We start from the raw sequence: 26,969 nt of genomic DNA, 5'->3' as shown, positions 1-26,969 counted from the left end.
ATTACGATGCCGCCTTCAGCTTCGGCGCGGCGCCGGGCTTGGGCCGCCCAATCTTCGCCAGGGCTTCGGCACGTACGAGCTTCAGCCCTTCCTTGGCGTCGTAGCCGTGGATTTCCTTCACATCGAGCTTGCGCATGAAGTCGATGGTTTCCTGGGTGATGACCTGCCCCGGCACCATGATCGGGAAGCCCGGCGGATACGGGATCACGAAACTGGCGGAGACGAGGTCGGGACCGGCCTTGAGACGACGGTCGATCTCGGAATCGCCGAGCCGGATATATTCGCATCCCGCTGCGTCATAGGCCGAGTAGAAGCCGCTACGAATGTCGCCCTCGTTGGTCCTGGTGCCGGCATCGCCACGGAAACTGTCGTGGAACTGCGAGAAGTTCGGCAAGTCGGGCACATCGGTCATCAGGCTCTTGACGCGCGCCTCGAAGGTCTTCTTCGCATTGGCGCCGCCCTGAACCAACCCGCGGTCGACCTCTCCCGCGATCTCGGCCAGCACCCTCACCAGATGCGCGACGTCGCTGCGGGTATTGTTGATGTTGGACTGGAACAACACAGAATTGCGCGATGTCTTGTTGATCTGGATGTTGTAGTCGTTGGCCAGGATGCCCTTGAACTGCGTACCGTCGTAGCCGGCGGTGCCGCAGACCAACGTCATCCGGGTCGGGTCGAGGCAGAACTCGTCGTCGTCCAGGCTCTTCAGGACGCTCGCCCAGTTCATGCCTGTTGCGAGATAGTCGGTGAAGCCGCTCTGGCGATATTGCGCCGGCACCATCGCGTCCGCACCGAGAATCCGGAAGTATTTCGAGATCAGCGGATTGCTGTTGACCGCTTTGCGGATCGCGAACGCAATTTCGATCGCGTTGGCGACGAGACCGTAGCCCTCAAGCTCCATCTGGCGCCGCGAGACATCGAGGCTGGCGATGAGCTGCTGGTTCGGGCTGGTCGACGCGTGCGTGAACACCGCCTCCTTGAACTGCTGCTCGACGGTGTGGAATTCGACGTCCTTGACCGACAGCATCGAGCCCTGCCGGATCGCCGACATCGACTTGTGGGTCGAGTTGGTCTGGTAGACGCGCAGGCGGATCTGACGCGGATCCGGGATCAGACGAGTCTTGAGCAGCACCTCGTCCGAGGGGGTCTTGCCGAGGTCGGCCTGCTGCTTCTCGTAAGCCGCGACCGATTTCGGATCATGCATCCAGGTCTCGATCTCGTTGGCGGCGCCCATCGCGGTCCGTCGCCGCAGGAACGGAGAGAAGCGCGCGAAGCCGAACCAGGCTTCGTCCCACAGGAAGATCAAATCTGGCTTGATCGCGAGACATTCCTCCATCACCCGGCGGGTGTTGTAGATGTGGCCGTCGAAGGTGCAGTTGGTCAGGTCAAGCATCTTGACGCGGTCCAGGCGGCCGTCGGCTCTGGCATTCAGCAGGGCCTGCTTGATGGTCTTCAGCGGCACCGCGCCATACATCGAATATTCGGTCATCGGGAACGCTTCGACGTAGATGGGCTGAGCACCGGCCAGAACCATGCCGTAATGGTGCGACTTGTGGCAGTTACGATCCACGATCGCGATGTCGCCTGGCCCGAGCAGCGCCTGCACCGCCATCTTGTTGGATGTCGAGGTGCCGTTGGTCACGAAGAACACGCGATCGGCGCCGAGCGCGCGTGCCGCCTTATCTTGCGCTCTCTTGATGGTGCCCGTCGGCTCCAGCAAACTGTCGAGACCGCCGGTGGTCGCGCTGCTCTCGGCCAGGAACAGGTTCAGCCCGTAGAATTCGCCCATATCGCGGATCCAGTCCGACCTGAAGACAGATTTGCCGCGAGCGATCGGTAGCGCATGAAACGTCCCGATCGGGCGTTGCGCGTATTTCTTGAGATTGTCGAAGAACGGTGTGTCGAAGCGATCCTGGATCCCTTCGAGGATGGAGAGATGCAGCTCGAGGAGCTCTTCGATGGAGTAAAATATCCGCCGAACCACATTGGCTTCGGGGTTCCCCGCCATTGCCTCCACGTCGCGATTCGACATCAGGTAGATGTCGAGCTCGGGACGTACCCGCTTGATGACGTGCGCCAGCCGGAGCGCGGACGCGTCCGCCTCGTCCTTGATGCCCGCGGCGGCGGTCATGGTGCGGAGTATCGGCGCATCGTGGCGCGAGCGCAGGCCGAACCCTTCGTTGATGACGACGGCGGCGATATTGGGGTTGAGCATCGTCGCGCAGAAGGCGTCTTCAAGACTACCGACGATCACCGGCTCATAGACGAAAGAATCGACCGGACGGCGCAACTTGCGCCATTCGGCGGCGAGCGCCGGCCAATGGTTGGACGAAAGGCCGGTGACGATCAGTGTCTCGAAATAGGGTCGATGGCCCTCATGCGATCCGAAAGTTGACGGCACAAGCTCGGGCGCATCACCGTTGCCGTCGTCCTTGGCATTCCAGTCGCCGGCAAGCTGGCGGAAAGATCTCGTCATCAACGCCTGCGTGATGCGCGTCGCGAGAGCAAGTGAACCCGCCGCATCCCCGGCCGAGGCCGCTTCCCGCAAAGCCGCCATCAACTGCAGCCCCGGATAGCCGTGAAACTCCTCTATCACGGAGAGATCCGCCAGCGCCGCATCGTACTTCGTGCGGTCACCGCCGCGCGCCCATGCCTTCGCTGCCTCCACCAGATCGCGCCAATCATCCGCCCGTCCGCCGGGCCCGGAAATGAACTGATCGATGCGCTTTTCTGTAGCCTTGGCGTCCTTGGACATGTCTCTCTCCGGATCTTTGCGACGTCTCGGCCGGGATCGTGATGCCCGCTCACCTCGGCCCATTGATCCAAGTCAAGGGTCGAGCGCCTTGAAGAGGCCCGGAACAATTTGCGATGCGGACATCGTCCAAGGCGCTACCGCGTGACCGATTGAGGATGATGGTGAGATCGCGTCAGAGCCGGCCCGCCCATAGGTCGGGCGTATCCTATGGATTGGGATCAGATGATTGCCCGGTCATGGTTTCCCCGAGTACGCTGTCAACCGAACGAAGCCACGTCCTGCTGTCGGTCTTTTCCGCCAAGCCTTCAGCCCGCAGCAGATCGCGTAATTGTGCGTGCGCGCCGACGATGCGGAAGGTGATATTCCGGGAGGCGAGTTCGTCATAGAGATCGTGCAGCATGCGCGCGCCGGCCAGATCGATGTAGGGCGCGGCCGACAGATCACAGACAACGAGCTTGACGCCGGCCGACAGCGGCAAGGTGCCTAACACTGTCTCCAGGATCGTTTCGGCATTGATGTAGAGCAGCGAGGCTTCGGGTCGAAACGCGATGATGCCGACCAATGGCTCGACGCCCTCGTGCCTCGCATTGTCGGAATAGCGGCCGGTACCGGGCAGCCGGCCGAGGAAAGCAACATTCGGACGCGAGGCTCGCCCCAGGAGCAGGAAGATCGACGCGACGGCCGCCAGCAAGACGCCCTGCAGGATGCCCAGGAGCAACACTGACAGGAGGGCAATCGCCGCGGCATAAAAGTCGATGCGGCTGACTTGCCACATTCGCAACAGCGCGCGGATGTCCACCAGCCTGTAGACGGCGGCAAAAACGATCGCCGCCAGGACCGCCTTGGGCAGGTTCGTCAAAAGCCCCGTGAAGAACAGCAGGCACAGCGCAAGCGCCGCCGAGCAGATCACAAGGGCCAACGGCGTGCGCGCCCCGGCATTGTCGTTGACCGCAGACTGCGACAGCCCGCCGGCCACGGGATAGCCGTGGCCGAAGGCGGTGACGAGGTTCGCCGCGCCGAGCCCCAAAAGCTCCTGCCGGACATCGAGGGCATAGCCGTGCTTGGCAGCAAAGCTGCGTGCGGCGGAGACGCCTTCGATATAGGCCAGCAGCACGCATCCCGCGGCCAGCGGGAAGAGCTCGTCGGGCTCCAATAGACCAAAGCTGGGTAATCCAAACGCCGGCAATCCCTCCGGAATTTTGCCGGTCACCGGCACGCCAAGCGACGGAAAGCCAAGCAGTGTCGCCAGCATGATCGATAGCGCCATGATCGTGAGCCCGACCGGCCTTCCCGGCAGCCGCCGCTCTCCCACCAGCAGGAACAAGAGCGCGATGGCTCCGATCGCCAGAACCAGCCAATTGACGCCGCCGAGCTGGCCGGCGAGCTTGATGGCGCGATCGAAGAAATTGTGACCGCCTCCGGCGACGCCGAACAGGCTCGGCAACTGGCTCATCATGATGGTGAGTCCCGCACCGGCCTTGAAACCGACCAGGATACTGTCGCTCACCAGGCGGACGAGAACGCTGAGCTTGAACAGCCACGCGATCAGACAAAGCAGCGCTACCGCACAGGCGGCTAGGCTCGCGATCTCGGCGTATTTCGCCGCGTCTCCGCCGGCCAGCGTCCCGACGGTCGCCGCAATCATCAGCGAGATCGCCGAGGTCGGACCGATTGCAAGCTGGCGCGACGACCCCAGCAGCGCATAGCCGACGCCGCCGAGCATGTAGCCGTAGATGCCGATTTGGGGCGGCAGGCCCGCCAGCGTGGCATAGGCCAGCGACACCGGAATGGCGTAGGCCGCGAGCGTGATGCCGGCGATGGCGTCCGAACGCAGCCAGGCGCGGTGATACCGCGCCAACCAGGTTGCGGGCGGAAACAGGAAGATCCAGCGCCATTTCCGCCCGGAAGACATCAGAGCCTGCCCTCCTCGCTTGAGACTTCGCAGAGCAACAGCACGACCAGCAGTGCGATCACGGGAAGACCGAGCGCCAGATTCGGGATTTGCTTGGTCGCGAAGGCGCCCACAGCCGCCCCTAGACCAAAGGCGACGCATAACGTGGCGAAAATGCCGGGGGGACGGAGCGTCCCATTGCCGGAGGCCGCAGCGAACAGCCCTTCAATCGCCTGCCGCATGTTGCCCGTGATCATGACGGAGCTGTAGAGCGCGCCCTCGACCCTCGTGAAGACCGCGCTCTGTACGGCGGCGACGAAGGAAATGCCAAGCGTTCCCGCGACATCCGGCAGGCGATTGTGCAGGATGGCGATGGTGACCAGCAGCAGGATTTCGATCAGTGTACCGATCGCGCTGGCGCGCCCTCCGGTCGCCCGGCGCAGCCATGCAGCGACCAGAATACCGGCGGCGAATGCAAGGATCGGCGGGACGAAGTGCAGCGCCTTCGTCCAATTTCCGATCGAGCCATAAACCCACAACAGCACAAGGTTTGCGGTCTGGGCATTGGCCATCACGCCGTGGATGATCCACGTATAGGCGTCGATATAGCCGCCGGCGAAGGCAAGCAGCAGCGCAATCGGCGCCGTTTCGTCGCGGCGTATCGACGAAGCAACGGCGGTATCCATCGTGCTCAGGTCCCCACGTCAAATCCTGCGGCTCAACACGGAGCGGGTTAACCCCCGGCAGGGGTTGATCTGAATCAAGCATCGCCCGGTTTGACGAACCAGATTTAGCACAAATCGCTGGAGGGCATGCGCCATGAGCACGGTCAGATGGATCATCTCCGCCGCTCCGGAAATTTTCCTGCTGCTGTCGGTTGCGCTGGGCACCATTCTTGGCCGCGTCAGAATCCGCGGTTTTTCGATCGGCACCACGGCCTGCACGCTCATCGTTGCCGTCCTGATCGGGCAGCTTGGCACCTTCACGTTTCCGTCCTTGCTCAGGGTCATCCTCTTCAGCCTGTTCGTGTTCACGATCGGCTACCGGTCCGGACCCGAGTTCTTTGCCTCGTTGAGCATCCGGACCCTGGCGCAGGTTGCGCTCGCACTCGTGCTTGGCGGCACCGGCCTCGTCATCGTTCTCGTATTTGCCCATGTGTTCGCGCTCGGTCCCGGCACCGCTTCCGGTCTTGCTGCGGGAGCCCTGACACAGTCGTCGGTCATCGGCACCGCATCTGGCGCACTAGCTCAGCTCGGACTCCCCAAAGAGTTGCTGCAGCAGCAGGACGCCAATATCGCGGCCGGCTACGCCGTCACCTACGTGCTCGGCTATATCCTCACGCTCCTGTACGTGCCGTTCGTCGCGCCGAAATTGATGCGGATCGATTTGAAAGCGGAAGCTGCAAAGCTCGAGGCGGAGCTGTCGGGTGGCAACCCGCCGCAGACCGAAAATCTGCATTATCGAAAGTTCCAGGCGCGCGCGTACCGGGTGTCGGCAGCGGCGGGACGGACCGTCGGCGCCGTCGAAGACCAGATCGGCAGCCGCAGCGTGATCGAGCGGATCGTGCGCCAGGGCGCTGACGTCGAACCGCATCGCGACACCGTTCTTGAAGCGAACGACGACATCGTTATCGCAGGCCGCACCGCCGCCATCGTCGCTGCAAAGCCGATTGTTGGCACAGAAATCGACGCCGACGAGATCCTGAAGGCTCTTCCAGGCAACGTGGTCGACGTCCTCGTCGACAATCGCAAGCTCCATGGCCGCTCCGTCAAGGACATGGCTGAACGCGTCGGCGACGCCGCGCGCGGCGTGTTCCTGCGCACCCTGACGCGGATGGGACGCGAGGTCCCGTTGAGCGCGGACACCCGCGTCTATGTCGGTGATGTCATGACGCTGGTCGGCAGCACCCGCAACATCGAGCGCGCCGCCTCGCAGGTTGGACAGATCCTGAGCTCCGAAGACCGCACCGACATCGCATTCCTTGCCGCAGGCATTGCCATAGGTCTGCTCGCCGGCCTCGCGAGCGTCAAGATCGGTTCAGTGCCTCTGACTCTGGGCGGCGGCGGCGGTGCCTTGATAGCGGGACTTTTCTGCGGCTGGCTGCGCTCGCGCCGGCCGACGATGGGTGCAATGCCGCCCGCCGCGCAGCAAACGCTGAGCGACCTCGGGCTCGGCGGCTTTATCGCCGCGATCGGGCTCGGCAACGGCCACGCGGCCTGGGTCGCAATCCAGTCGCACGGCATGCTGCTGGTGGGCATGGGCCTGGTCGTTACGCTGGTGCCGCTGATCGTGACGACCCTGTTTGCCCATCGCGTGCTCCGCATGAACCCGGTCATCATTTGCGGCGCGCTGGCCGGCGCCATGACTGTCGACGCCGCGGTGACCGGGGCCTGCGAAGTTGCAGAAAGCCAAACGCCGGTGCTTGGGGTCGCTGTGCCCTACGCGGTCGGCAACGTTGTGCTGACTGTGCTTGGCCCGATCATCGTGGCCAGCACTTTCGCCGGTTGAAGGAGGCGCACGTGAATTTGCGGCATGCTTCAACAGTGACCTACCTGGCGGGAGCACTGAGCATCCTGGCCTGCTTTCTTGCCCCTGTGCGCGCCGACGACAATGTTCGGATCCAGGAAGAGGTCTGGGCCCTGCCGCTTCCGCTGCCGATGTTCGCCTATGTGGTGCGGCCGGTCGGCGATGGCCCCTTCCCGCTGGCGATCATGAACCATGGCGTCTCGCTCAAAGCGGTCGACCGAAGCTTTTTCCCGCTGGTGGAATTCCGCAGTGCCGCGAAGTGGTTCGCCAGCCGCGGCTATTTCGTCGTAGCGCCGGTCGGAACCGGCTACGGCGCGGCCGCCATCGATATTCCCGAACACGGTCTTTACGGGCCCTTCTTCTCCAAGGTCGGAAGCTGCACCAATCCGAACTTCCACGACGCCGGGCGTGCGGTGGCACAGGTCGATCTCTGGATCATCGACTACATGGTGGCCGAGAAGCGCGTTCTGCCGAAGGACGTGATCGTCATCGGACAGTCCGCAGGCGGCTGGGCTTCCATTGCGCTCTCGAGCGCAAACCCTCCGCAGGTCAAGGCGATCATCACCTTCGCCGCAGGACGCGGCGGCCGCGTCGATGGCAAACCCAATAACAATTGCGCACCGGACAAGCTGGTCGAAGCGACCGCCGATTTCGGCCGGACGTCGCGGGTGCCAATGCTGTGGTTCTATATCGAGAACGACACGTTCTTCGGCCCTGCCCTATCGAAGCGCATGCATGAGGCCTTCACCGCGGCCGGCGGCAGGGCCGAATATCATCTGATGCCGCCCTTCGGCAGCGAAGGACATTTCTTCATCGGCTCGCCCGACACGATCCCGATGTGGTCACCGCTCGTCGAACGATTTCTTGACGCGCAGAAATAGCCGCAGAGGCTGACGTGGAGGCAGAACATGATTGACACAACTTCAGTGCTTTCGTCTGGGCGTGCGCTCGTCTGCGTGTCGATATTGTTCGCGGCGGCTCTTGCCGGACCAGCTTCGGCGCAGAATGCAGTCGCGCCCAAGCCGGCTCCAGAGGCAAAGTCCGCCGAAATCGCGCCTCGCGGACAGCGCGAAGCCAAGGACATCACCTATAGCGACTGGCGGAAGCTTTGCGTCAAGCCCGGCGGTGCGCCGATGCTGTGCCGGACCTCGATCACCGGCAAGTTTGCAACGGGCCAGATGGCGGTGCGCGTGGACCTGATCGAGCGCGACGGCGACCGCACTGCCCGGCTGCAAGTGTTTGTCCCCGTCGGGATGTATCTGCAACGGCCTGCCAAGCTGACCGTCGATCAGGGAACTTCCAGATCGTTGCCCTACACCTGGTGCCTGACCAATACCTGTATCGCCGCAGACGCCGCCGATCCCAGGTTCATCGAGGACATGGAAGCCGGCAAGACTCTGGTGCTCGAGGTCACCGATTCCAACCTTCTGTCTCTGACGACATCGTTGCCGCTGGCACAGTTCGGCTCGGCTCACAACGGCGCGCCCGCACAGACTCTGGAGCAGGACATCGACGAGTGAGCAGCGGCGGCTTCAGCCATGCTCGGCGCAGGCCCGTTCAATGGAGTCGATGAGTGCGCTTGCTGCAAAGGGCTTGGCCAGATAGGCGGCGCACCCGGACTGAATCGCGGCAGCCTGATTTGCCTGGCAGTCGTTGCCGGTAATATAGATGATCGGGACACTGGCACACTCGCTCGCGAGCCTGCCGCGGAGTGAGATACCCGACTCTCCGTTCAGATTGATATCCAGAACGATGCAGCACGCCTCTTCGATGCAGCCATAACGAAGCAGCGCAGCGGCGGAATCAAAGGCAACAGCATCAAAGCCGTGCTTTCGAAGCAGCCGCTCCAAGCTCCGGCGCATTGATAAATCATCATCCACGACGTAAATCGGCTTACGTGCAAACAACGGGCCCGTCTTTCTGATTGGAAACCTGGCACTCGCGTCGCAACGACGCTACGCGGCAAAGGTTCCTGCGCTAATCCGACGGCTAACGACGCCGGTATGTAGGCGGCCCAGGGCGAATTATGTCAATAACATTTCATATTGTCCCATCGTACAGGTCTCATCGCAGACCTGACGAAGCGCACGAAAACCGGCCTGCGTCACACCTTTGCCGAATCCAGCAGGCCGAGCCGCTCGGCAGCGGACACCAATTCGGCAAACGATAGTACCTGCATCTTTGTCATCACTTGGTGGCGGTGCGCCTTCACCGTGCGTTCGGTCGTTCCAAGCTCGTAGGCGATCTGCTTGTTGATCTTCCCGCGCACGATCAGGTCGAAGACCTGTCGCTCGCGTCGCGATAGAGACCTCAAGCGAGAACGTACCGAATCGAGCTTGCTTTGTTGGCTCCGCGCCACCTCCTGTTGAGCCATTGCCCGCTCAATCGCATCGATCAACTGTTCCGACGACACCGGCTTGGTCAGAAAATCCTCTGCGCCGGCCTTGATTGCACGGACCGTCGTCGCGGTATCCGCATGTCCGGTCAGAAAGACGATGGGCAGCGGCGAATGGCATTGGACGAGCGAGGCTTGCAACTCCGGCCCGCTCAGGCCCGGAAGCTGCACATCGAGCAAGATACATCCCGGATGGTCGGCCCTTGGCGGATCATCCAGCAGCTGCTGGGCAGACGCGTAGGTCACAACTTCATACCCAGCCAGTTTGAGCCGACGCTGAATCGCCATCCGAAAGGATGCGTCGTCGTCCACGACATATACGAAGCCGGACAAGTTTTTTCCCCTCGATGGGTACTTCAAATGCAGAAAGACCAGACGTGCCGTTGATGCCTAAGCAAAGCAGCCCAATTAGGATGCTGCAATCGGGAACGAAGCGTCCGTTTTCGGCATATTGCCGCACCATCTGACAGACACTCTGACGGGTTCTCAGTCAGCGCATCGAACCCCTCCTGTACCTTGGTACAATGCACCTACAGACAATGGTTGAAAACCCCAATTATCGCCTAAACAACCTTCGCGGGAAGCGGATTTTCGGCGGCTCCTTATTCCCGCGATGGAAATACCGCGTCACCATCAGTTCGGGAGTTGGCCATGTTCGTTCGCACCGCTGCCGACGCCTCCTCGCGGCTTCATTCGCTCCGCGAGCTAGGGTTAAACACCGATTCAAACCCGATCATCAGTTTAAACGAGTTTACCTATAAGAAGGGCTCCGAAGTCTACGGCGAAAAGGAGCCCGCAGAGTACGTCTATCAGGTGAAGAACGGCGCTGTGCGGAGCTACAAGCTGCTGTCGGACGGCCGCCGCCAGATCGGCGCATTTCATCTTGCGGGCGATATCTTCGGGCTGGAAAACGGCAGTGCGCACAGGTTCACGACGGAAGCGATCGTCGATACCACGGTTCGCCTGGTGAGGCGCCAAAGTCTCGAGCTGGTCGCGCAGGACGACGCCGTGGTGGCTCGCAACCTGCTGAGCATGACCACGACCAACCTTCAGCATGCGGAAGACCACATGCTGCTGCTCGGCCGCAAGACGTCGCTGGAGCGGGTCGCAGCCTTCCTGATCGAGATGGACAAGCGGCTGACAGCCGCCGGGATCATGGCGCTGCCGATGTCGCGGCGCGATATCGCCGACTATCTCGGATTAACGCTGGAAACCGTCTCCCGCGCATTATCGCGGTTGCATGAACTCGGTATCCTCGGCTTCGTCGGAAATACCCAGCGCCAGATCGTGCTGCTGGACCGGCTGAAGCTCGCTAGCCTCGATCTCCAGAACTAGACTTAGGCGCCGCAATCGCCGCGAGATGTTCAACCGTCTTGCGCAGGACCTCGAAAAGAACCGCGGTCGACCAACCAAACATCAGGATGCCGTTCATGGCGGTCATAGGTCCGGTCAGCCGCCAGCCCGCCACGGGCGTGATGTCCCCATAGCCGAGGGTGGTGTAGTTCACGAAGGTGAAATATAGCAGATCGCTTCCCGGAGGCGCCGCGCCGACCGCCGCATAGGCGAGCGCCCAAATGAGAACCTCGACGACGTGCGCGACCATCAAAATGACAGCAGTGATGACCATCACGGCCATCAGGTGCGACCGGGGCCGCGCCGTATGCTTCAATCCGGCGGTACGGGCGATGTCGATGGCCGCAACGGTCACCAGCGCGTGAATCATGATGTTGATCACGCTGATCAAGGTACCGAGCAGGAATTGAACCGCCAATACGCACTCCTGGTGCCGACATCGAAGAAGCCGTCCGATGATCCCGCAAGCGCCGACCACGGGACCCCGTTGACGCTTGACCGCAACCCCGATCAAGGGGAACCGATCACGACGCCCCCTTTGATGCTGTCGAGCTGCTGTTCATTAGCAGCGCCAACGTGTGTCTCGCGATCATAAGATCCACGTCGGACGGCAAGACGTAAACCGGAATGCGGCTCGCGGCAGACGATATCAACTGCGATTGCCGCGCGTTCTGCGCCACATCAAGCTTGACACCGAGCCATGCGAGCCGCTCCGCCACGCGCAAACGGATCGACGCGGAGCTTTCGCCGATCCCGGCGGTGAAGACGAACGCATCGAGCCCCTGCAACGCAGCTGCGAGCATACCAGCGTTAAGGCTGACCCAGTGAACGAAATAGTCGATCGCAAATTTCGCGTTGACGTCTTTACTTGCCTCGAGCTGACGCATATCGCAGCTGAGGCCCGAGAGGCCGTTCAGCCCGCAATCTCCCTGGAGAAGCTCCTGCACTCTGGATGCTGCCATTCCCTTCTCCGAAATGAGATAAAGCACAACTCCCGCGTCGATCTGCCCTGGTCGCGCTTCCATCGGCAGTTCGTCAATCGCGGTGAAGCCCATGGTGCTTTCGACGCTCCGCCCTCCATCGAGCGCGCACATTGATGCCCCGCTCTCGAGATGCGCGACGATCACGCGTCCCATCGCGATTTCCGGCGCAACCCTCAGCAAGGTCTTCGCGATGTATTCGTAGGAAAGGCCATGAAATCCATAGCGCGGTACGCCCTCTGCATGAAGCCCACGAGGGATCGCGTCGTGGTCGGCCACCGCAGCATGTGTTCGATGAAATGCGGTCTCGAAGCAGGCGACCTGCGGAAGCGTCGGGAAGTCAGCCAGGATCGCTCGTATGGGCGCCAGATTGTGCGGTAGATGAAGCGGCGCCAACGCCGTCAGTCCTTCCAGGCGAGCCAGCATCCCCTGATCAATCAGGACCGGCCGGTCATGCTCCGCACCGCCGTGAACGACGCGGTGCCCGACAGCGATGGGGCTGATATGAAGCTCATCCCGCAACCAGGCGCCTGCAATGTTCAGTGCGGCCGGAATATCCCGCACTGCTTCGATCGGATAGGCGCGATTGGCAAGCGGATCGCCACCGGCGCTGCTCGCCTGCAGTCGCGGGCAACGTCCGATCCCGTCGATCCGCCCCTTGATCTGCTGCCGTAGGCTTCCTTCTCCTTCGACCGAATAAATACGGAATCTGAGGTGGGAAGAGCCGGCATTGATGACAAGAATGGTATCCATGGCGCTCACGTCGCACTCGTTGGAGCATGCCGAAGTCCTGCATCAATACCGGCGGCCACAGCAAGGGGACCAGGCGGGCCAGATATTTCCACCACCACGTTCCGACCTCGTTGTCGTATCGCTTTGCCTGAAAGGCTCAGTCGAATTGATATGCGTCAACGCTCGATCGCCAGTTTCGCCGGCACAGCACGTTCGGTACGAATCCAGGCCACCGTCAGCTCCCAGACCACAGATAGAATGATAGGTCCGATGAAGAGGCCGATGATCCCATGGAAGAGGGTTCCTCCGATCACCCCGATCAGGATCACGAGCGCCGGCGTGGTCAGGCCGCGGCCCATGACAAGCGGTTTCAGGATATTGTCGAGCACCGACACGATCACGAGAAACACCGTCAGCAGGAGCGCGATCGGAAATTCCTTGTCGGTCCAGATCCAGATGATAACCGGCAGGATGACGATGGTCCCGCCGATCTGCACGATCGACAGCAACAGCACCACGAAGGCAAGAAGGCCCGCGCTGGCGATGCCGGCGAGCTTGAAACCTATTCCCGCCAGCAAGGCTTGGATGATAGCAACGCCGATCACGCCTTGAGCCACCGCACGGATCGTGGCTCCCGCCAAGTCCAGAAAATGCTCGCTTTGGTCCGGCACGATGCGCGACAGAAAGCTGCGCCCTGCGGCCACGAGCTGAGGTCCATACGGAAACAGCACGCCGGCCACCGCCACCGACAGCAGAAACTTGACCGTTCCCACACCGGCATTGCCGGCAAACCCAAGCAAGGTGGTCGCGAATGGCTTCAAATAGGGCACGACCGCGCGCAAGAGCGACCGGAGGTTGGTCGTCGCCTGATCCCAGAGATCGAAGAGCTGAGGCCCGATGACTGGCCACTCCTTGAGCGACTGCGGCGGCGAAGGCACATGCAATTCACCGGCCGTCACCTGGGCGGCAAGATCGGTGATCCCGTCGACCGCGCCCATGCCCAGCCAGGTCGCCGGTCCGATCACCACAGCCAGGTTGACGAGCGTGAGGATCGTCGCCGCAAGCTTCGGCCGCCCACCGAGAATGTCGCTGAGGCGCCGAAAAACCGGGTTCAGCGCAGCAGCAAGCACGACACTCCAGGCCAATATGGGGATGAATGGACGGACCAGGAGGAGCGCCCAGACGAGCAGCAGCCCGAGCAATCCAAGCCGGATCAAAAGCTGGATGATCTCGTCTCCAGAGAATATCTGACGGAGTGTTTTCACGGACGCGCCTTCAGTCATGCCGCGCATGCTGAGGCGAACTAGCCCCTGCTCTCACGCCGCACGCTTGATCCAGATCAAGCGTCGAGCCTCTTCTAGGGCTGTGGTCCGGTCTAGGGCTGCGGTCCGGAGAGAGTCAGCTCACGCTCGGCCCGAAATACGTTGCCGTAGAGACTCGCTATCCATTGCCGGCCTCGAGACGTCACGTTGAGATAACGTATCGCCGGTTGGATCTGGGGAGCTACGTTACTCCAATAGAATTGTGGATATTTGTAAACGATGTCCGCTGGCGTCGCGTAGCCCAAGGTCTTGTTGAGTCCGATCTCCTCGAACTCGTAGAACAGCGCGTTGGACTTCTTCAGATAGTTGGGATCGCCGAGCTGACCGATGAGATCGGCGGCCCGCAACAGCAATCCCTCCTCTTCAATGAGGCTGTCATTCGAAGACATCGTGTAAGGAAACCGGGTATATTCGATCGCCCGAGCGACCCGATCGGCATCCACCTGCTCGACGGAATCCAACCGTTCCAGCACGAACAGTTTCGACCGATCGACATGGTATGGCGCGAGAGCCGCATCGGACGATCCTCGCGGCAGACGAACCGTGTTGCCGGTGACGTCCGCGATGAACAGATCGTCCTCATCGCCCTGAACGACGCCGCGGACGTATCCGATGTCGTGGGCAAGGCACGCCAGAATGAAATTCGCATAGTCGTTTGCCGTGGTGGGCCGGAGCAGCGCGCGGCCTGTCAGGATATCGTGCCCGGCAAGGGTCACGAGCAACGTATGCTCGATGTTGTGATAGAGAGCATCGCTGTTGCCGATGCACTCCATCGTGAGCTTGGCTGCAAATGGAAGCAATTCGGTCAGGCCGGCATGCGAGGCGCCGAACCGGTCCTTGGTTTCCGTCGTCAGAAACGCGCCCAGAGCTTGCGACACCAGTTCCGGAACTGTGATCATCAGGCCGCTCCACTATGCAAGTGTCGACGATATGCAGATCGAGCCGTTGCGATTAATGTTCGCTATATTCGCAGGTTCTTCAAGCCCGCCGCGCTCTGCGACCTAAGGACGATCCATCTGGTGCCGCGCCTCGGGCAAGCGGGCCCGTGACCGGCCGGAGCCGCTCACGGCCTCCAAGCTCGCTCGTTGATTCAAATCAAGGCCAAGCCGGTAACGACCGCAAACATTTCATGTGCGCGGTCGTGCCGCCGGCGTGACGGAATTCTTCTCTCGCCGGTCAGTCGAGATTTAAGCCAATGGAGGATATGATGAGGTTCATCAAAGGAGCATTTCCAGCAATTCTTACTGTCGCGACCACCATGATTTCTATAGCCGGAAGCGAAGCAGCGCCCTTGCCGACCAACGTCGGCGCCATGAGAGCCACGCTCGATAATGACGTGGTGAAAGTGCGCTACGGAGGCTGGGGTTATCGCGGCGGATGGGGTGGAGGCTACCGCGGAGCGGGATTGGGCTATCGTGGTTTGGGCTATCGCGGCGCCGGATATGGCTACAGAGGTTACGGATATCGAGGCTACCGTGGCTGGGGCGCCGGCGCGGTGGTTGCGGGCGCTGTCGTGGGTGGCGCGATCGCAAGCTCCGGCTACTATGGTGCATATCCCTCCTACGGCGACGGATACTCCTCTTACGGCGGAGGTACGGCTATGAATATTGTCCGCCCAGTGCCTACAGCGCCTACGGTAGCTATGGCGGTTATAGCGGCTACTATGCGAGGCGGAGCTACTATTCCGGCTGGTAGATCTGCCCCGGATTTTCCTGAGCACGCGCTCTTGGTGCCCGGGCTCGTCTTCGCGAGTCCTGAAAGCGCCAACGCGGCCGTATATTGCCAATATGTGGACTAGCCCGCGCATTGCGTCGCAAGACCGGGCGTCGTCTTGCGAGTGCGTCCCGTCGCGCGCGCTGCCGCACGAGAAGCAGTGCGGTCCGGCACTCCGACCAACCGCGGCGGTCCGGTCGATCGCGCCGGCAGACGCTGACTGGCTTGCACGATGAGACCACAAAAATGAGGGCCGACATGACTGCCGGCCCCCTGAAGACATCAGACCGGGAGAGTTCAGTACCTCGCGACGACCGGGTTGGCCCCTCCGAAGCGGTAGTTGAAGCGCACGGTGAGCATATCCACGTCCTGGGTGATCCGGTCGTTTACAAAAGCGGCAAGGCGCGGATCGGCGGCCGTGAACGAATTATTCCGATGCCCCATGAACAGATGGTCGTATTCGAGCCCCACCGACCAGTTCGGGGTGAAGCCATACTCGTATCCGACACCAATGACACCACCCCAGCGGGTTGCGCTTTGCGCCGCGAGCTCGGCGCCGGACGCAGTATCAAGCACGCTGAGACGATTGTCTGTTACCGCAGCGCCACCCTTCACGTAGAACAGTGACGCATTCCAGGCGTAGCCGATCTGGCCGGTGAAGAGGCCGATGGCGCTCGTTTTGGCGCGCGTGGAGAGCGCCGGATTGAACAGGCTGACGCGCTGGTTGCTGAGATCCGCCCAATCGCCCTGAGCCTCCAGACCAAACACCCACTGGCTGGCCTGCCAGCGATAACCGAGCTGGCCACCGATGACACCACCGGAACGATCGCGGCAGCCAGAGGCGACGGCGACTCCAGCCGCGTCAAGGAAATCGACGCAGTTGTGGTTCTGCGCCCAGCCACCATTGCCGCCGATGTAGAACCCCGTCCAATTGTAGATCGGAATGATCGGTGCCGGTGGAGGCGCCTTTACGGCCATATCGGCAGCCATGGCGGTCCCCGCCGTGCACAGCGCCACCAGACCAACGGTTGCTAGTAGAAGTCTTTTCATCATGCTCTCTCCTTGCCGGCCGCTTTTGATTGCCCGATCGGCGGCTTGTTGCACTGCAATCATCCCCCAACTTCCAGCTGAAACTCTACGGGCGACGCCACAAACTCCACGTGCCATAATGGCAACACTCAAGACATTTCGACGCGACATCGGCATGAGCACCAAGACATGCTGCCTATTTCTCCGGGTCGCGCTTGGCATCGTGGCCGGCAACCTCGTCGCCTCGGTCTTGCTCTATCCAGGACGGGATATCGCTCGAGGGAATCAGCCGTCGCGGCAAAAAGGGATTGAGCGTGCCTGCAAACACGATCAATCCCTCATTGAACTTCGCTCGCGCGAAAGCCCGCGCCTCGGCTTCGCTCTCGAATGTGCGTGTCTCCCGTGGACTTCGCCGCTTCGGCAAGGTCCCACGCTTGTGCACCTCGAATGTTACGTACCAGGTCTGCGGCATCCGCCAGCTTCCGGATCGCGATCAAGCAGACATCTGCCGGCGAACGATAATCGGTGAGGTCATGTCGGCGTCCTAATTGCGCCGCTCTTCACGGCGCTCCGTGCGCCCTGTACGCCTTTCCTGACGGCGTTCAGTCCGGCCCGCGCGCCGTTCCTGACGCCGCTCGTGGCGGGCTCCGCGCCTCTCCTGGCGTCGCTCCATGCCGATCGTCTGCGCCGGCGCTTCTGCTCCGAACAGGAACGTTCCGGAGGTCGCCAATCCGAGTACCGCGGCCCATCCGAGCAACGAAAGAGCCCGGCGACGATCGATTCGCTCAGACCTTGACGTTTCACTCATGTCAGTTACTCCCGATCTTCAAGGACGTTTGATTGGGCAATGCCTCGACGTGCACTCGTTGATAGTATCAATGGCGGGCGCCCCACTCCGAAGATGCGACGATAGGAGACGCTCACCAAACCTGGTTGCCGAACCAGCCGTATTGCGGCGGCCGCGCGACGAGCCGGATATTTTTTTCGATGTGCCTCCTCGCACTTTTGTTTTGGCGCTGCGGCTTCACTTCCGCCTTTGTCGACGGACGCGCTGGCGGTCGTTCGGCATCGGGGGCTCCTAGCTGAGCAAAGGCCTCGCGAGCGCGCCTCTGTGAGACGTCGGCGCCGGGCAGGATACCAAGCTCGACCCTGGCGATGTCGGTTGCGACAATCGTCGGCAGGCTAGTGTCGAGAACGACCCGCTCGGGTAATTTCCAATCGGAATGGATGCGGATGGTCGCGGAGCGCGCAGCTCCACCGTGGATGGCGGGCCGATCCGGCACCAGTGCGTCCACAACAAAGAGCATCGCGAGCAACGTACTGCCGACATAGAGCAGATATCGTGAGATGGGCATTGTCGGCGCCATTGCCGCCGCAGATCTTCGCCGGGCAAGCAACGGGCCACGGCGGCAGAATTGGCGAAGCAATGCAACCTGCATGGCATGGCTGCCTAAATCGAGCCGCCGCTTCTGCCGCGGCGCGCCCCTGGTGAAGCACTTGCTGAGGCATGGCGGCGCTTCGTCGGTAAGCGCACGCACGCTGCAGCAGGCGAATATTCACCGCGTCCGAACGCGGCTTCGCTTGAGCCAGATCAACGAATTGAACTATCGCAACACGGCCTCGCATAGTATCGCACGGCTTGGTCAGTGGCCGTGACCTGCCCCTTGGTACAATGACCGGAAGGGCAATTGCAGAGGTGTGGCACGCAACGCAGAATTCTCACCGTGTACATCGAGCTTCTGGCAGGGAGGGCCGATGATGAGTCAATTCGAGCTGAGTTCGCGCGCAGCACTTTGCCGGCAGCTTGCAAGCCAGGATCCGGCAAACCAAACGGTCTGGATGGCCGAGGCAAGAAGCTGGTCACGGCTGGCCGCCGAGATGCTTCCTGATGAGCACCAATTGAAAGGCGGCATCACCGCCCGGTTATTCTTCGCCTTCAACAAATTGGTCGCGGCGCAACACGAGCCTGCGAACCAAACGGCAGAAATGATGAAAAGTAGATCCAAACGCGTCATACCGCCTCGGAGCTTGTCACCGACTGCCTGACGCATTCCAGCGAGAAGCGTTCGCACGATTGCATACATGGCTCAAGTATGGAGAGAGCCGGTGCACCACGTGACAGCATGCTTTCCGATGCGACCCGGCGGGCTGCACTCGTCGGACGTCAAAGCGTCGTCATCCAGATTCCCTTAACTCGATCTGAACTTGACCCGGTAAAATCGAAGACGAAGCAGATGCGATTTGTTGAATCCCTTGATCTAAAGCAAGCCGCCGCCCTGGTGCTGCGTTGGTGTGGTGGCGTTGAAGTTCATTTTTGGAGAACGTCCATGAAGTCGATAAGCGCAAGGAAGATTGCCGTTGCCGTCGCCGCGCTCGTATGCGGCACGACGCTGTCCATCGGCTGGACCGATCAAGGCGGAGTTTCGCTGGGGCTCGACAAGGCGCAAGCGGCGACGAGGTTGTACGTCACTCCCTATTATCGCGGACACTACTACACTAACGAGGGTCTGCCCTGGTACGCCGTGCGAGCCTATTACTTCGGCGGACCGTGGAGCTATGGCTATAGCGGCTGGACCGACTATGCGGCGCGCAACGGCATCGGTTGCGTCCCAGGCTCGTTGGTGAAGGGCGGCGATGGCATCATGTACGTGTGCCAATAGAGCTTGATGATGGCGCGATGGGCGGCGCTAATTAAGCCGCCTGTCGCGCTAATCTGAGCTCAGGAGATCGACGGCTGAGGGGGAGGATACCGTGACCTATGTTCTGGTCGTCATCAGCTGGCTCGGCGTCGCGAATGGCGCCGTCATATCGACACAAGAATTTTCAAGCGCAGAGCGTTGCGAAGCAGCCCGGACGGCGCTGATGGAATACGCGAAAGCGCGCAGCAGCGACGAGACGCTGAGGCCGCTCTGCATACAGAAGTAAAAACGAGGCGAAAAGGGTGACGCATGTACCCGAACCCGACTGAATCGTTCTGGTGGTTCGCCTTCGGTTACCAGCTTACGATTTCGACGGTTCCTTGATCTTGATCAATGGTCCGAGCCCCAGTCCATGGAGCGTCCAAATTCACTCTCACAGGCGGAGACTATTATGAAGCTTGGTTTGGTCACAAAATTATCACTCGCAGTTGCCGTGGTCGCCCTCGGAGTGTCCGGCTCGATGGACTGGTCGGTGGACGAAGGCCTTTCGCTCTCGCTCGGCCGGGCTGAAGCACGGGTCGGGCGGCCCTTGACGCCCGTATCAGTCGCCGGCGTAGCACGGCGCACCACCAGGCGCGCGGTCGTCGGCGGCGCAGCAGTTGGTGCAGCCGCTGTCGGTACGGGATGTGTCCGCGTTCTGGTCAATGGCAGCTACGTCTGCCGCTGATAGCCGTCGTAGCCGGCTCTGAACATCGTATCCTGCCGGACGATTTTTCTGCAGCATGTACTGTTCAGGTTTCGGAGCGCGATGGACGTTGCCACATGCGAGCGGCGATGCACCGAACAAATCCTCGTCGGGCCACTGGGAGATTTTTCAGTCTCCCAGCGGCCCTTTGGCGTCCCCGTCGCTTCCCTTCAGCAACTCGTATTTGATCCGCCGCATGCGTGCCTGGGCTTCGAGCGGCTTGCAATAGGCGGTTGACGCTGCGAGCAGATCGATGGTGGCGAGAAATGCATAGCGCGACGCCGTCGGCTTGAGCGCGTCGGGCGCTTCCGGCACGTGCACGCCGAGCGCAATATCGGCGATCGAGGCCAGCCTGCTTTGCGGCTTGGTAATTGCGACGACCAAGGCGTCGTATTGCTTGGCGATACTGGCTGCCTCGATCACCGCGTTCGCTGCACCGGTGGTCGAGATGGCAACGACGACATCATCCCGTCCGAGGGTCGCGGCGATCATCCGCATCAAGCTCGGATCGGAGGCATGCGAGACGGCAACCCCAAGACGAAAGAACCGGTTCTGAACCTCCGCCGCCGCAAGAGTGGAACCGCCCCCAACCCCGAACGCGGCAAGCTTCGAACAGCGCGAGATAGCTTCGGCAGCCCTCTCGATGTCTTCCTTGCGAAGTCCTTCCTCGGCGGCGGCAATTGCACGGCGAATTTCCTGAAACACCGACCGCCAGAGCGCGGGGCGCGCCAGATCGGTCCCGACATGCGGGGGAAGCTCAACGTAAATCCGCCCGACCGCCATTGCTTGAGCCAGCCTCACCTTGAGGTCGCGGACGCCCCGACAACCGACGGAGCGGCTGAACCGGGTTACCGTCGGCTCGCTGACGCGCGCCCGACGGGCCAACTCGGAATTGCTGGCGTGAACGGCAAACTCCATATCGGCCAGCAGCACCGTGGCAACGCGTTGCTCCGAGGGGCTGAGGCTTGGAGCGCTTTGCCTGATGAGGGAGATGATGTCGCCGGCCACGACATTGTCGTCGCCCGACGGCTTCGAGATCGCTGTACCAACGGCTCTCGCCGGATGATTTCGCTTTGCACGCGCCATTGCCCGCCCTTCCCCAGGTCAGATCAACCTGCGCCCTTGGCAAGAAGCTGCCGTAAGAAACCTTCAGCATCGACCAAACGTATATCGGTATGCCCCATCAAGAACAGCATTTTCCGCTTGATAATTACCAAATTGTGTATGTAACTTTCGAACAACCAATAGCGTGCCATCAGCCCAACAGCTGAAAGGCACATCCCCTGCACCGGGAAGCAGGCGGTTCAACAAGGCGGGAGGGCGATCATGAGATACGGTCCAAGTGTCTTGATGCGTGGCGTCATGGGGCTGGCCACTGCGTCGTTTTTGATTGCGCAGGCCAATGCCGCCAACCTGCTCCGCGAAGCCACCATCGGAGAACCGCCGCCGCTCGATGTCATGCTGACGACAGCCGACGTCGCATCGGTCATCGGCCGCCACATCTTCGAGACCCTGTATGCCCTGGACTCGACCTATACGCCGCGTCCGATGCTGGCCGAGAGCGATCGCACGGAAGACGGCGGTCGGACCATCGTCATCAAGCTCCGCGAAGGTGTCCTCTTCCACAACGGCAAGGAGATGACCGCCAAGGACGTGGTCGCCTCGATGACGCGATGGGGCAGTTTCGGTGCGCGTGGCAAGCTCCTGATGGCGGCGGCTACCTCGGTCGAGGCGACCGGAAAGTATGAAGTCACGCTGAAATTGTCCGCGCCGAACGGCGCCTGGAAGGCTCTCATTGCGGACGTCAATGGCGGCCTTGCGATCTATCCGGAAGACATAGCCGCCAAAGCGGGAAACCGGCCGATCGAGCAAAAGGACTATATCGGCACCGGACCCTACAAGTTCGTGGAGTGGCGGCCGAACCGCTATGTCGAGGTGGAGAGGTTCGAGGGCTACAAGCCAGTCAAGGAAAAGGGGGACGGCTTCGCCGGCGCCCGCGTTGCGAGCTTCGACAAGATCCGGTTCATTCCGGTGCCTGACGTCGGCACGCGCGTGAGCGGCGTGCAGGCGGGCGACTACGACTACGCGGAAATGATCTCCGGCGATCTGTACGAGTCCCTGAGCAAAGATCCATCGGTTCAGGTGCGGCGTACCAACGCGCCGATCTTCGGCCTTTTCTTCATGAACTCGAAGCAGGGAATCCTGAAGGACAATTACAAGCTCCGCCGCGCCATCCAGACCGCGCTGGACAAGTCGCAGGCATTGCGCGTCGCCTTCGGTCCCAAGGACCTGTGGAATGCCGAAGGATCGATCTTTCCCAACGGCACACCCTGGTACTCGACCGAAGGCGCCTCCAATTACAGTGCGCACGATCCGAAGAAGGCCAAGGAGCTCGCAAAGGAGGCGGACTACACGGGGACGCCGATCCGCCTGCTGGTCTCGACGAACTACCAGGCACACTATGATGAAGCCTCTGTCTTCACCCGCCAGCTGGCCGACGCCGGCATCAATGTTCAGATGATGGTCGTCGATTGGGCGACCCTTCTGAAGATGCGCGGCCAGCCGGAACAGTGGGACATCTTCGTCACCCACCATTCCTTCGCGCCCGACCCGCTGCTGCTCACGTTCCTGAATGCGAGCTATCCCGGCTGGTGGGACAGCCCCGAGATCGGCTCGCTTCGGGCAGAGTTGATCAACACGACCGATCCAGCTGCGCGCAAGTCGACATGGGACAAGATCCAGTCGCTGATCTATGAGCAGGTACCGGTGATGAAAGTAGGCGATGCCTACACCTATGACATTGCGTCTCCCAAGCTCAAGGGGCTCAATCCAAACGGTCCCGTGTTCTGGAATGTGTCCACGAAATAAGGACGGACAATGAGGCCGCGAGGACTGTCGAGCGCCGGCGCCGGCGCGCATCGTTGCCGCTGACCAGGCGCCCAATCACATGTGGTCTTACGCATTCAAGCGCGCAGGAACGACGGCGGTGACGCTGCTGGCAGCGTCCATCATCATCTTCGCGTTCATCCATATCGTGCCGGGTGACCCGATCTATGTTCTGCTCGGTGACACCGCGACGCCCGACCAGATCGACGCCTTGCGACACCAGCTCGGTCTCGACCAGCCGATCATCCTGCAATATCTCACTTGGGCCGGCCATGTGCTCGAGGGCGATCTCGGGCGGTCGATCTTCTTCCAGGCGCCCGTGCTGTCGGTGATTGCCGATGGCGCCGAGACCAGCATCTTGCTCGCCACCATGACGATGATCTGGGTTGCGGTCATCGGCGTGCCGATCGGCATGATTGCGGCGGTCCGGCACGGCACGTGGCTCGACCAGGGATTGTCCGGTGGGGCGATGCTGATGGCCTCGATACCCACGTTCTGGGTCGGGCTCTATCTGATCCTGATCTTCGCCGCCTGGCTCGGCTGGTTTCCGAGCTCCGGTTATCCGTCGATCTTCGAAGGCGGTGTCGTCAATCTCCGCTATCTCGTCCTCCCCAGCCTGGCGCTTGCGGCTCCGAATGCCGCTTTGATCCTGCGGCTGACGCGCGCCAGCATGCTCGACGTCTCCCGGGAGGACTACGTGCGCACGGCGCGTGCAAAGGGAATTAGGCCGTGGCAGGTCGTGCGTCGTCACATCTGGCGTAATGCACTGCTGGCGGTCGTCTCGGCCTTCGGCTTCACCTTCGCCGCACTGTTGTCCGAAGCGGTGGTGACCGAAACCGTGTTTGCCCTGCCCGGCATCGGCCGCCTCGTCGTTCAGTCGATCCTTCGCCGAGACTACCCTGTGATCCAGGGCGTCATCCTAGTTGTTGTCGTGGTTTATCTCCTGATCAATCTGATCGTCGATCTGAGCTATCGTCTGCTCGATCCGCGGGTTGAACTTCAATGAGCAGCAACAGCGTGACATTGTGGCTCAAGCCGTTCATCGCCCGCCCGATCGCACTGGCCGGGCTCGGGGTCCTTCTGGCGACCGTGCTCGCCGCGGTCTTCGCACCATGGCTCTCGCCTTACGATCCATATGCGATCGATCCCCTGATCCGCCTGACGCCCCCGAACGTGACCCACTGGTTCGGCACCGACCAATTCGGCCGGGATACCCTGTCGCGCACCATTCATTCAGCACGCATGGCTCTTCTGATCGGCTCGGGCGTGGTCGTCTTCGCTCTCGCGACCGGCGTTCCGGCCGGCGTACTTTCCGCTCTGTTCCCGCGGCTGGGTCACCTGCTGATGCGCATGGTCGACGTGCTGATGGCCTTCCCGACTCTGCTTCTCGCACTCGGCCTGATTGTCATCTTGAGCCCAAGTGTGGCCACCGTCATTCTGGCCATCGGGATCGGCTACATGACGACGACGACCCGGATCGTCTACGGACTGACACTGCGCTTGCGCGCGGAAACCTATGTCGAGGCGTCGCGCAGCATGGGCGCCGGAGCGGCATGGCTCATCAGTCGGCACATCTTGCCGAACCTGGTCTCACCACTTCTCGTGCAGGCCAGCTTCGTCTTCGCGTTCGCGCAGCTCGGCGCGGCATCACTCGATTTCCTGGGCCTCGGCGCCCCGCCGGACATTCCGAGCTGGGGCAATATGCTGGCGGAGTCGCGGACCTTCATCACGCGCGCTCCGTGGCTGCTCTTCTTTCCGGGCATGATGATCGTGGCGACGGCGTTTTCTCTGAACCTGGTCGGCGATGCATTGCGCGATCGACTTGATCCGCGATTCCGTCAGGTCTTTGGTGAGAAGGGTTAGGCCGTGCTGACAGTTTGCGACCTTACGGTGTCAGTGGGGCCGGAAACCTCGCCGGTCGACATCGTCGCGGGCGTGTCCTTCGGCTTGGCCAAGGGCGAGATCCTTGGTCTCGTCGGCGAGTCCGGTTGCGGAAAGAGCATGACCTCGCTTGCGGTCATGGGATTGCTGCCGCAGCCCGGTCCCCGGGTTCGCGCCGGGCGGGTCCTGTTGGAGGGCTGCGACGTAACGCAGCTGCAGCCCTGGCAACGTGTCGAAGCGGGCCACGGCCGCATGGCAATGATCTTTCAGGAGCCGATGACCTCACTCAACCCTGTTCGTCGGATCGGCGATCAGATCGCCGAAGCCGTGCGCGTGCATGAGGGAATTTCGGGCGCGGCGGCGCTGGTCCGTGCGCGCGAACTGCTCGAACTGGTACGTATGCCCGACCCCAAAATGCAGCTGTCCGCGTATCCGCATCAGTTGTCCGGAGGCCAACGCCAGCGGGTCATGATCGCGATTGCGCTGGCCTGCAGGCCACAGGTGCTGGTCGCCGATGAACCGACCACCGCGCTCGATGTCACCATACAGGTTCAGATTCTCGGGCTCTTGCGCGAGCTCTGCAATCGGCTGGATATGGCGATATTGTTCATCACCCACGACATGGGAGTCATTGCGCAGCTCGCCGATCGCGTCGCTGTCATGTACGCCGGTCGGATCGTGGAAACCGCTTCAGTCGATGCGCTGTTCGGCGCACCCCGTCATCATTACACCCGCGGATTGATGGATTGCATGCCGTCGCGAAATTCCGGCGCGCGCCGGCTGCCAACCATTTCTGGTCAGCCGCCGCTGCCAGGTACGGTCGCTGCCGGCTGCGTGTTTGCCTTGCGTTGCGCAGCGGTGCGCGATGAGTGCCGCGTGGCGACCCCGCCTCGCCTGGAGGTCTCCCAAGAACACGAGGTGCTCTGCGCATTTCCGCTGGCCGGCGGGGGGCTGCCATGAGCGGCAATGTCATCCTCGACGTCCGGGACATGATGGTCTCGTTCAGTGCCAGGCGAGCCGGTCGGAAATACCGGGTGCAGGCGGTGGATGGTGTATCGCTGTCGCTGGCGGAAGGCGAGGTCCTCGGGATCGTGGGCGAATCCGGCTGCGGCAAGACCACGCTAGGCCGAACCCTCGTCGGGCTGGTCCAGCCCGACAGCGGCAACATCAATTTGAAGGGAACCGAATTGATCGGAGCCGGCCGCTCCGGCCTGCGCGAGATGCGTCTGAACGTCCGGATGGTTTTCCAGGACCCCAATGCATCGCTCAACCCGCGGCGCGCAATTGGAGATTCGGTGGCGGAGGCGGCCGACATCAGCGGCATCTTCAAGAGCCGCGCCGAGCGCAGCGCGGCCATAGCCGCCACCTTGACGGCCGTCGGGTTGAACCCGTCTTTCGCCGCTCGCTATCCTTACGAACTGAGTGGCGGGCAACGGCAACGGGTCGGAATCGCGCGCGCCATTCTTCCCACGCCGTCCATCATCGTCGCCGACGAGCCGGTCTCGGCCCTCGACGTTTCCGTGCAGGCGCAAGTGCTCAACCTGATGATGGATCTGCGTGACCAATTGAGACTGTCGATGCTCTTCATCTCGCACGACCTTGGCGTGATCGGACAGATCAGCAGCCGCGTTGCTGTCATGTATATGGGCCGGATCGTGGAGCAGGCCGGGACGCGGACGGTCCTGGATCATCCGCTCCATCCCTATACGCGCGCGTTGGTGGCGGCAATTCCGAAGCCCGATCCATCGGAACGGATCCAGGGCGCGATCGAAATGGGTGAACCGCCAAGCCTCTTCACGCGACCGCACGGCTGTGCATATGCGCCCCGCTGTCCAATGGCCAGCGATCGCTGTCTCGTCGATGTGCCACAACTTCGATCTGTCGGTGCGGACGGTCGGACGATCGCCTGCCACAACGTATAACCAGCGAGTGCCGCGCGCGGCGAAATCACGCAATGCCTACGATTGATTTCTCCTCTATTCGAGCGATCCCTTCACACGGCGGCAGTCCGCGACCGCCATGCGGCTGGCGGGTGCAAATTCGGGAAGCCTGACGCCTGTTGCACTGCGATGTTAATCGCGACGCAGCATTCAAAATGAGACTGCCCGTTAAGCCGCGCGCG

At 61.7% G+C, this 26,969-nt stretch carries 27 protein-coding genes; 13 read left to right on the top strand and 14 right to left on the bottom strand.

All coding sequences use genetic code 11. The features are described 5' to 3' along the window. Position 1: 1 nt before the first annotated feature. The 3 genes from ABIB80_RS13210 to ABIB80_RS13200 all read right to left on the bottom strand — a co-directional run bounded on the left by ABIB80_RS13210 (position 2) and on the right by ABIB80_RS13200 (position 5,332). Positions 2-2,755 carry a decarboxylase gene (locus ABIB80_RS13210; RefSeq protein WP_007592967.1) on the bottom strand — a complete coding sequence of 918 codons (2,754 nt, stop codon included), beginning with the start codon at positions 2,753-2,755 and terminating at the stop codon, positions 2-4. A 205-nt stretch (positions 2,756-2,960) separates the two neighbouring features. Continuing rightward, positions 2,961-4,667 (bottom strand): SulP family inorganic anion transporter, encoded by a 1,707-nt coding sequence (locus ABIB80_RS13205; protein ID WP_354127607.1) that lies wholly within the window; start codon positions 4,665-4,667, stop codon positions 2,961-2,963. Continuing rightward, positions 4,667-5,332 carry a YoaK family protein gene (locus tag ABIB80_RS13200; RefSeq protein WP_502918727.1) on the bottom strand — a complete coding sequence of 222 codons (666 nt, stop codon included), beginning with the start codon at positions 5,330-5,332 and terminating at the stop codon, positions 4,667-4,669. The genes ABIB80_RS13205 and ABIB80_RS13200 overlap by 1 nt, the downstream gene beginning before the upstream one ends. Before the next feature lie 133 nt (positions 5,333-5,465). Between ABIB80_RS13200 and aspT the strand changes: the two genes are divergently transcribed. Genes aspT through ABIB80_RS13185 form a run of 3 tightly spaced genes read left to right on the top strand, consistent with a single transcriptional unit; the run spans position 5,466 to position 8,692 of the window. After that, positions 5,466-7,154 carry an aspartate-alanine antiporter gene (aspT, locus tag ABIB80_RS13195; RefSeq protein WP_007592970.1) on the top strand — a complete coding sequence of 563 codons (1,689 nt, stop codon included), beginning with the start codon at positions 5,466-5,468 and terminating at the stop codon, positions 7,152-7,154. Positions 7,155-7,210: 56 nt separating this feature from the next. Further along, the gene (locus ABIB80_RS13190; RefSeq protein ID WP_502918728.1) at positions 7,211-8,053 is read left to right on the top strand and encodes an alpha/beta hydrolase family protein; all 843 of its coding nucleotides are present in this window, start codon (positions 7,211-7,213) and stop codon (positions 8,051-8,053) included. Positions 8,054-8,080: 27 nt separating this feature from the next. Then, positions 8,081-8,692: an invasion associated locus B family protein gene (locus tag ABIB80_RS13185; protein ID WP_007592974.1), complete on the top strand. Its 612-nt coding sequence runs from the start codon at positions 8,081-8,083 to the stop codon at positions 8,690-8,692. 12 nt (positions 8,693-8,704) lie between these two features. Here the strand turns inward: ABIB80_RS13185 and ABIB80_RS13180 are convergent, their stop codons facing one another. Together ABIB80_RS13180 and ABIB80_RS13175 are read right to left on the bottom strand one after the other, a co-directional pair. Next, positions 8,705-9,079: a response regulator gene (locus ABIB80_RS13180; protein WP_354127605.1), complete on the bottom strand. Its 375-nt coding sequence runs from the start codon at positions 9,077-9,079 to the stop codon at positions 8,705-8,707. A gap of 197 nt (positions 9,080-9,276) precedes the next feature. Further along, positions 9,277-9,900, bottom strand: a complete 624-nt coding sequence (locus ABIB80_RS13175; protein WP_354127604.1) for a response regulator transcription factor — start codon at positions 9,898-9,900, stop codon at positions 9,277-9,279. A gap of 318 nt (positions 9,901-10,218) precedes the next feature. Between ABIB80_RS13175 and ABIB80_RS13170 the strand changes: the two genes are divergently transcribed. Continuing rightward, positions 10,219-10,902: a helix-turn-helix domain-containing protein gene (locus ABIB80_RS13170; protein ID WP_007592978.1), complete on the top strand. Its 684-nt coding sequence runs from the start codon at positions 10,219-10,221 to the stop codon at positions 10,900-10,902. On the opposite strand, the gene ABIB80_RS13165 is transcribed toward ABIB80_RS13170, so the two are convergent. The 8 genes from ABIB80_RS13165 to ABIB80_RS13125 all read right to left on the bottom strand — a co-directional run bounded on the left by ABIB80_RS13165 (position 10,880) and on the right by ABIB80_RS13125 (position 18,135). Further along, complete coding sequence (locus ABIB80_RS13165; RefSeq protein WP_354127603.1) at positions 10,880-11,338, bottom strand: potassium channel family protein; 459 nt, start codon at positions 11,336-11,338, stop codon at positions 10,880-10,882. The two genes, ABIB80_RS13170 and ABIB80_RS13165, sit on opposite strands and share 23 nt — an antisense overlap. 106 nt (positions 11,339-11,444) lie before the next feature. Further along, positions 11,445-12,653, bottom strand: a complete 1,209-nt coding sequence (locus ABIB80_RS13160) for an acetate/propionate family kinase (protein WP_354127602.1) — start codon at positions 12,651-12,653, stop codon at positions 11,445-11,447. A 155-nt stretch (positions 12,654-12,808) separates the two neighbouring features. Beyond that, positions 12,809-13,924, bottom strand: a complete 1,116-nt coding sequence (locus ABIB80_RS13155; RefSeq protein ID WP_007592983.1) for an AI-2E family transporter — start codon at positions 13,922-13,924, stop codon at positions 12,809-12,811. An 83-nt stretch (positions 13,925-14,007) separates the two neighbouring features. After that, entirely contained in the window at positions 14,008-14,853 is an 846-nt protein-coding gene (locus ABIB80_RS13150; protein ID WP_219684394.1) for an HD domain-containing protein, read from the bottom strand. A gap of 277 nt (positions 14,854-15,130) precedes the next feature. Next, complete coding sequence (locus tag ABIB80_RS13145) at positions 15,131-15,268, bottom strand: hypothetical protein (protein ID WP_354127601.1); 138 nt, start codon at positions 15,266-15,268, stop codon at positions 15,131-15,133. A gap of 696 nt (positions 15,269-15,964) precedes the next feature. Further along, positions 15,965-16,720, bottom strand: coding sequence for an outer membrane protein (locus ABIB80_RS13135; RefSeq protein WP_007592988.1), 756 nt, complete (start codon positions 16,718-16,720; stop codon positions 15,965-15,967). 172 nt (positions 16,721-16,892) lie between these two features. Beyond that, positions 16,893-17,168, bottom strand: a complete 276-nt coding sequence (locus ABIB80_RS13130; protein WP_007592990.1) for a hypothetical protein — start codon at positions 17,166-17,168, stop codon at positions 16,893-16,895. Positions 17,169-17,616: 448 nt separating this feature from the next. Then, a complete protein-coding gene (locus ABIB80_RS13125; RefSeq protein WP_354127600.1) occupies positions 17,617-18,135 on the bottom strand; it encodes a hypothetical protein in 519 nt (172 codons plus the stop codon). A gap of 316 nt (positions 18,136-18,451) precedes the next feature. On the opposite strand from ABIB80_RS13125, the gene ABIB80_RS13120 reads away from it, so the two are divergent. From ABIB80_RS13120 to ABIB80_RS13105, 4 genes are all read left to right on the top strand, one after another. Further along, positions 18,452-18,742, top strand: a complete 291-nt coding sequence (locus ABIB80_RS13120; RefSeq protein WP_157158565.1) for a hypothetical protein — start codon at positions 18,452-18,454, stop codon at positions 18,740-18,742. Positions 18,743-18,819: 77 nt separating this feature from the next. Next, positions 18,820-19,356: a hypothetical protein gene (locus ABIB80_RS13115; RefSeq protein WP_245285886.1), complete on the top strand. Its 537-nt coding sequence runs from the start codon at positions 18,820-18,822 to the stop codon at positions 19,354-19,356. A gap of 91 nt (positions 19,357-19,447) precedes the next feature. After that, complete coding sequence (locus ABIB80_RS13110; RefSeq protein WP_007592998.1) at positions 19,448-19,621, top strand: hypothetical protein; 174 nt, start codon at positions 19,448-19,450, stop codon at positions 19,619-19,621. A 165-nt stretch (positions 19,622-19,786) separates the two neighbouring features. Next, on the top strand, positions 19,787-20,062 hold the full coding sequence (locus ABIB80_RS13105) for a hypothetical protein (RefSeq protein WP_007593000.1): 276 nt from the start codon (positions 19,787-19,789) through the stop codon (positions 20,060-20,062). A 147-nt stretch (positions 20,063-20,209) separates the two neighbouring features. Here the strand turns inward: ABIB80_RS13105 and ABIB80_RS13100 are convergent, their stop codons facing one another. After that, entirely contained in the window at positions 20,210-21,088 is an 879-nt protein-coding gene (locus ABIB80_RS13100; RefSeq protein WP_354127599.1) for a MurR/RpiR family transcriptional regulator, read from the bottom strand. Between the two features lie 318 nt (positions 21,089-21,406). On the opposite strand from ABIB80_RS13100, the gene ABIB80_RS13095 reads away from it, so the two are divergent. The 5 genes from ABIB80_RS13095 to ABIB80_RS13075 all read left to right on the top strand — a co-directional run bounded on the left by ABIB80_RS13095 (position 21,407) and on the right by ABIB80_RS13075 (position 26,769). Then, positions 21,407-22,948, top strand: coding sequence for an ABC transporter substrate-binding protein (locus tag ABIB80_RS13095; protein WP_354127598.1), 1,542 nt, complete (start codon positions 21,407-21,409; stop codon positions 22,946-22,948). A gap of 79 nt (positions 22,949-23,027) precedes the next feature. Next, positions 23,028-23,972: an ABC transporter permease gene (locus tag ABIB80_RS13090; RefSeq protein WP_354127597.1), complete on the top strand. Its 945-nt coding sequence runs from the start codon at positions 23,028-23,030 to the stop codon at positions 23,970-23,972. A gap of 11 nt (positions 23,973-23,983) precedes the next feature. After that, positions 23,984-24,829, top strand: coding sequence for an ABC transporter permease (locus tag ABIB80_RS13085; protein ID WP_354127624.1), 846 nt, complete (start codon positions 23,984-23,986; stop codon positions 24,827-24,829). A gap of 3 nt (positions 24,830-24,832) precedes the next feature. Further along, positions 24,833-25,807: an ABC transporter ATP-binding protein gene (locus tag ABIB80_RS13080; protein ID WP_354127596.1), complete on the top strand. Its 975-nt coding sequence runs from the start codon at positions 24,833-24,835 to the stop codon at positions 25,805-25,807. After that, positions 25,804-26,769 carry an ABC transporter ATP-binding protein gene (locus ABIB80_RS13075; RefSeq protein WP_007593009.1) on the top strand — a complete coding sequence of 322 codons (966 nt, stop codon included), beginning with the start codon at positions 25,804-25,806 and terminating at the stop codon, positions 26,767-26,769. The genes ABIB80_RS13080 and ABIB80_RS13075 overlap by 4 nt, the downstream gene beginning before the upstream one ends. Positions 26,770-26,969: the final 200 nt, after the last annotated feature.

The organism is Bradyrhizobium sp. i1.15.2, from assembly GCF_040548425.1.
GTDB classification, from domain to species: domain Bacteria; phylum Pseudomonadota; class Alphaproteobacteria; order Rhizobiales; family Xanthobacteraceae; genus Bradyrhizobium; species Bradyrhizobium canariense.
The sequence above is the reverse complement of the archived record's forward strand: the minus strand, read 5'-3'. Positions and strand labels throughout refer to the sequence as shown.

Bases quoted from the DNA above. Each gene is read 5' to 3' on its own strand.
- ABIB80_RS13075 (WP_007593009.1), top strand. From the start codon at position 25,804: ATGAGCGGCAATGTCATCCTCGACGTCCGGGACATGATGGTCTCGTTC.
- ABIB80_RS13120 (WP_157158565.1), top strand. From the start codon at position 18,452: ATGATGAGTCAATTCGAGCTGAGTTCGCGCGCAGCACTTTGCCGGCAG.
- ABIB80_RS13115 (WP_245285886.1), top strand. From the start codon at position 18,820: ATGCTTTCCGATGCGACCCGGCGGGCTGCACTCGTCGGACGTCAAAGC.
- ABIB80_RS13205 (WP_354127607.1), bottom strand. From the start codon at position 4,667: ATGTCTTCCGGGCGGAAATGGCGCTGGATCTTCCTGTTTCCGCCCGCA.
- ABIB80_RS13125 (WP_354127600.1), bottom strand. From the start codon at position 18,135: ATGCAGGTTGCATTGCTTCGCCAATTCTGCCGCCGTGGCCCGTTGCTT.
- ABIB80_RS13160 (WP_354127602.1), bottom strand. From the start codon at position 12,653: ATGGATACCATTCTTGTCATCAATGCCGGCTCTTCCCACCTCAGATTC.
- ABIB80_RS13145 (WP_354127601.1), bottom strand. From the start codon at position 15,268: ATGGCGCCGACGTTGGTCGGCAAGGGCGCTGCTTCGCTTCCGGCTATA.
- ABIB80_RS13200 (WP_502918727.1), bottom strand. From the start codon at position 5,332: ATGGATACCGCCGTTGCTTCGTCGATACGCCGCGACGAAACGGCGCCG.
- ABIB80_RS13155 (WP_007592983.1), bottom strand. From the start codon at position 13,924: ATGCGCGGCATGACTGAAGGCGCGTCCGTGAAAACACTCCGTCAGATA.
- ABIB80_RS13135 (WP_007592988.1), bottom strand. From the start codon at position 16,720: ATGATGAAAAGACTTCTACTAGCAACCGTTGGTCTGGTGGCGCTGTGC.
- ABIB80_RS13090 (WP_354127597.1), top strand. From the start codon at position 23,028: ATGTGGTCTTACGCATTCAAGCGCGCAGGAACGACGGCGGTGACGCTG.
- ABIB80_RS13105 (WP_007593000.1), top strand. From the start codon at position 19,787: ATGAAGCTTGGTTTGGTCACAAAATTATCACTCGCAGTTGCCGTGGTC.
- ABIB80_RS13150 (WP_219684394.1), bottom strand. From the start codon at position 14,853: ATGATCACAGTTCCGGAACTGGTGTCGCAAGCTCTGGGCGCGTTTCTG.
- ABIB80_RS13210 (WP_007592967.1), bottom strand. From the start codon at position 2,755: ATGTCCAAGGACGCCAAGGCTACAGAAAAGCGCATCGATCAGTTCATT.
- ABIB80_RS13185 (WP_007592974.1), top strand. From the start codon at position 8,081: ATGATTGACACAACTTCAGTGCTTTCGTCTGGGCGTGCGCTCGTCTGC.
- ABIB80_RS13130 (WP_007592990.1), bottom strand. From the start codon at position 17,168: ATGCCGCAGACCTGGTACGTAACATTCGAGGTGCACAAGCGTGGGACC.
- ABIB80_RS13170 (WP_007592978.1), top strand. From the start codon at position 10,219: ATGTTCGTTCGCACCGCTGCCGACGCCTCCTCGCGGCTTCATTCGCTC.
- ABIB80_RS13095 (WP_354127598.1), top strand. From the start codon at position 21,407: ATGAGATACGGTCCAAGTGTCTTGATGCGTGGCGTCATGGGGCTGGCC.
- aspT (WP_007592970.1), top strand. From the start codon at position 5,466: ATGAGCACGGTCAGATGGATCATCTCCGCCGCTCCGGAAATTTTCCTG.